Raw genomic sequence first — 522 nt, 5'->3', positions numbered from 1 at the left:
GTGCTTCGTCGAGTTCAACCGTAACCTACATCGGTATTGTTGAACAAATAAAAACGGCGCTCAATGAGCGCCGTTTTTGTATTCTAATTCAAGCTCTATAAATTATAGAGACTCAGTGAACGTACGTGCGATAACGTCACGTTGCTGTTCAGTAGTTAGAGAGTTGAAACGTACAGCGTAACCCGATACACGGATAGTTAGCTGTGGGTAGTTCTCTGGGTGAGCAACAGCATCTTCTAGCGTTTCACGCTTAAGAACGTTAACGTTTAGGTGTTGACCACCTTCGATGCGTGGTGCTGCTTCGATAGCAACTTCACGGCTTTCGTACTCGCCTAGGTCTGCAGCTGAGATAACTTGGTCAGCTTCGAAACCTGAAGTAGCAACAACACAACGAGCTTCATTCTTCTCGCTATCTAGTAGCCAGATTGAGTTTAGTAGGTCGTCGTTTGCTGCTTTAGTAATTTGAATACCTTGGATCATAACTATCTCCTAGTCCACTTTATGTGGTTTGATTATGGTGTT

1 protein-coding gene is annotated in these 522 nt (G+C 43.9%); it reads right to left on the bottom strand.

Annotated elements, in window-relative coordinates; genetic code table 11:
* Positions 1–102: 102 nt before the first annotated feature.
* Positions 103–480: an autonomous glycyl radical cofactor GrcA gene (gene grcA / locus AB4232_RS22050; protein ID WP_009848415.1), complete on the bottom strand. Its 378-nt coding sequence runs from the start codon at positions 478–480 to the stop codon at positions 103–105.
* Positions 481–522: the final 42 nt, after the last annotated feature.

It is taken from the genome of Vibrio sp. 10N.286.46.A8 (assembly GCF_041470165.1).
Lineage (GTDB): Bacteria > Pseudomonadota > Gammaproteobacteria > Enterobacterales > Vibrionaceae > Vibrio > Vibrio tasmaniensis_A.
The sequence above is the reverse complement of the archived record's forward strand: the minus strand, read 5'-3'. Positions and strand labels throughout refer to the sequence as shown.